Genomic DNA, 3355 nt, shown 5'->3' with positions numbered 1-3355 from the left:
AAATCAGTAAGTTGGCAGCATCACCCAATCTGCTGACAGACGAAGATAATGAACCCGTTATGGTTTTTAACGGAGAGAGGAATGTACTGGCAGACAGTCTGAAACCACAGCCTCTGATTCTTCCGGTCAAGGGAAAATAAGCGTAATGTTCATCACCAGATTATGTACGATGAGTTTTCCACTGTTTATAGCAATTATCTTGCTAATAACCAGACAGGAGTAACCAGACCAACCGAAAACACCGGGAAGGTGATTACCCGCTGGCAGAGGAAATCCGGTTTTTTTTGATGTCAGCCATAACGTGTTTGACAATAAAGCATCATGAAAGGGTGTTAATGAGTCCATGGGATAATTCATAAAAATAATTTACTGTGTTATCCTTTTCAAAAGAAATATTCAGAAGATAACCCCTGGCTGACAACCAGGGGAAGGGGGCATTAACAGTGTTATTATTGGTGAATAAATTATTACTTGTGTGCAGGATACACTAATGCAATATCTACTGATACTGTATGCCAGTATGTTTCATGCCTGCCGCTGAAAACGGCAATATCCAGGGCCAGATATATTCACCATTCATATTTCTGCATTTCTGTACAATTTTCTCAGAAAGCGTCTCATCAATTCTTTCACGCAACTTCTCCTGCTGTCTTAAAATACTTTCGCATATTTCGAAATCATCTTCCTGCATCAGCATTTCGGCGCATTTAATGATTTCTGCCCGTTCATGCAGCACAGAGGAATGATTATAGAGCCAGTTTACAAACAGCAATGCTTCCGGATATTGCCCCCATAACGGGTGGTATGTGGCATAATAATCTTCGGCAGTATCCGGACCGCCTGAAAAGTTATGCCATACAGCAAGTGGAAATGGATGCAGATTTCCGCACAGTATTTCTGCGATGTAAGTATTTGCCGCAAAGCCGCGACGAAATGCAGTTGCAGCTTTTACCAGTTCCCCATTAAGAAAATGCAGAAGGCCGAGTTCATACCAGTAAGGTGAAAATTCATCTGCATGTTCCTGCAGTATATGGCGTGCCTGTTCATGAGCGCCAGTGCGTAACAGTTCCGGTCCCAGTAGCCAGCGTGCACCATGATTATCTTCGGGATTGTAATCCAGTATTTTTTCAATGAGCATGATGGCATCCTGATGACGCCGTAAATGTGCATTTGCCAGGATTGCCGCATAGAGGGCACGAAGAAAAGGTCGGTTGTCAGGATGTATCCAGATGATTCTGCCACTGAAACCTTCAGGGATAAGACGATTGCCAATTGCCAGCCCTTTAAGGGCAGCATTCAGCGCCTTACGCGGGGCATTCTGCTCCAGAAATATGTATGCCAAGTGAGCGTGTACATCAATAAAGTCATTCTCCTGTCGGGCAAGGCGCCTGAGTTTGTTGATGTAACTTGTTTCGCTGATTTCATCCGCATCGTATGCATCAATCAGTTCTTCAAACTCATCCAGCAACGAGCCAAACCAGGTTTCCGGAAATATGAAACAGCCCTGGTTATCGTTCACTTCAAAGCGTAATTTGCCAGTCATATTCTGAACCTGTAAAAAAGGATGGACCATAACCTGCAGGCTATAAAAATTGTGATGCCTGGCATCGGTGTCCTTTTATTGTCCGGGATTAACGTTGCCCATGATAATACAGTGAATTCTGTTCTGTGGTAAGACGTTGAGTTATTGAATGAGAACCTCAGCCTGGCTGATGGTTCCGCCGGCATAAAAAAGAAATTGATTGAGGCGGGTGCTCTTCCCCTTAAGAGGAAGAGCATGTGTGTAAATGGCGTTCAGTCACCTTTTCAGTGGATTGTTAACTTTTGCATATTCAAACGGACTGATACACTCCTCCCTGTTTGCATCCAGAAAATCTGCCCACCATTGCAGCATAAGCCGACGTTCTTCCAGATGTTCTGCTTTATGAATATACGCGGCACGTACTCCGTTGCGCTCCTGATGACTCATCTGACGTTCAACCGCATCTCTTGACCATAAGCCGGATTCAATCAATGCACTGCACGCCATCGCCCGGAATCCATGGCCACAGACTTCCTTGGTTGTGTCATACCCCATCACTCTGAGGGCCTTATTTACGGTATTTTCACTGATTGGTTTACGTGGGTCGTGTGCTCCCGTAAAGATCAGACCATTTTCACCTGCCCATGTCTGAAGTTCTGCCAGTATGGCTACAGCCTGTTGGCTGAGTGGCACAAGATGTGGTGTTCGCATCTTGGAGCCCCGGTATGAAAATTTTACGCCTGGCAGAGGTTCGCGTTCGGCTGGAATAGTCCACATGGCATTGTCAATATCAATTTCAGACCAGCGGGCATATCTGAGTTCACTGGAACGAATAAAAACCAGTAAATTCAGCATAACTGCCAGTCGGGTGACAGGCTGGCCTTTATAACCGTCAATACGCGACAGAAGTTCAGGCAGGCGTGAAAGATCCAGAGCAGGGCGATGCTGGCGTTTTACCGTGGTCAATGCACCAGCCATATCCAGAGCCGGGTTATATCTGATGATGCCAGACTGTACGGCATAACGCATTACAGCAGATATTCTTTGCTGCAGACGACTGGCGATTTCATAAATTTGTTTAACTTCTGCAGCACGAACAGGGATAAGCAGATCCGGGGTACTGAGTGTTGTGATATCCCGGTTGCCGATAAAGGGGAAAACGTGAGTCTCGAGGCTTTTGAGTACTTTATCGCTGTGTGATTGTGCCCATTGTTTATTACTGGCATGCCAGCGTCGTGCAATATGTTCAAAAGAGAGCTGTAAATCAGGGACTACTTTTTTAGCTCTTTTCTGTTCGCAAGGGTCAACCCCCTCCGAAATCAGTTTTCGGGCCTCATCCCGTTTTGTACGAGCTTCGGAGAGAGAAACTTCCGGATACACACCAAGTGCCAGGGTTTTCTCCTTACCCAGAATACGATAACGGAGACGCCAGTAACGGGAACCATTAGGATGTACCAGCAGGAACATGCCAGCCCCGTCAGTGAGTTTATAAGCCTTGTCAGTGGGCTTTGCAGCCCGGATTTTTGCGTCAGTCAGTGCCATAGTTCAGCCTTCTGAATGCGTTAAAGAGGGTACAAATTCTGTCGAACTGGGGTATACCCGCAATTATACCCACACAATGGGGTTGATGTGGGGGGAATCTGGTTGAGTTCGGTAGAATTGATTTGGAGGCAGAACGCTTAAATTGTGGCGTTCTGAAACGAAAAACGGACCTCCGTGGAGGTCCGTTGATATGAACTTGGTGCCCGGACTCGGAATCGAACCAAGGACACGGGGATTTTCAATCCCCTGCTCTACCGACTGAGCTATCCGGGCAACGGGGCGCATTAAACC

3 protein-coding genes and 1 tRNA gene are annotated in these 3355 nt (G+C 46.3%); all 4 read right to left on the bottom strand.

Annotation, left to right across the window (positions count from 1 at the left end):
- Positions 1–126 precede the first annotated feature (126 nt).
- The 4 genes from C4F37_RS28325 to C4F37_RS26825 all read right to left on the bottom strand — a co-directional run bounded on the left by C4F37_RS28325 (position 127) and on the right by C4F37_RS26825 (position 3337).
- A complete protein-coding gene (locus C4F37_RS28325; protein WP_001333708.1) occupies positions 127–357 on the bottom strand; it encodes a hypothetical protein in 231 nt (76 codons plus the stop codon).
- A 142-nt stretch (positions 358–499) separates the two neighbouring features.
- A complete protein-coding gene (locus C4F37_RS26835) occupies positions 500–1543 on the bottom strand; it encodes a tetratricopeptide repeat protein (protein WP_158701363.1) in 1044 nt (347 codons plus the stop codon).
- A 255-nt stretch (positions 1544–1798) separates the two neighbouring features.
- The gene (locus C4F37_RS26830) at positions 1799–3064 is read right to left on the bottom strand and encodes a tyrosine-type recombinase/integrase (RefSeq protein ID WP_001218869.1); all 1266 of its coding nucleotides are present in this window, start codon (positions 3062–3064) and stop codon (positions 1799–1801) included.
- 197 nt (positions 3065–3261) lie between these two features.
- Positions 3262–3337: transfer RNA gene (locus C4F37_RS26825), tRNA-Phe, on the bottom strand.
- Positions 3338–3355: the final 18 nt, after the last annotated feature.

The sequence above is a fragment of the Escherichia sp. R1 genome, from assembly GCF_003000935.1.
Taxonomy (GTDB): Bacteria; Pseudomonadota; Gammaproteobacteria; order Enterobacterales; family Enterobacteriaceae; genus Escherichia; species Escherichia coli.
This window is presented reverse-complemented; position numbering and strand designations above follow the sequence as displayed.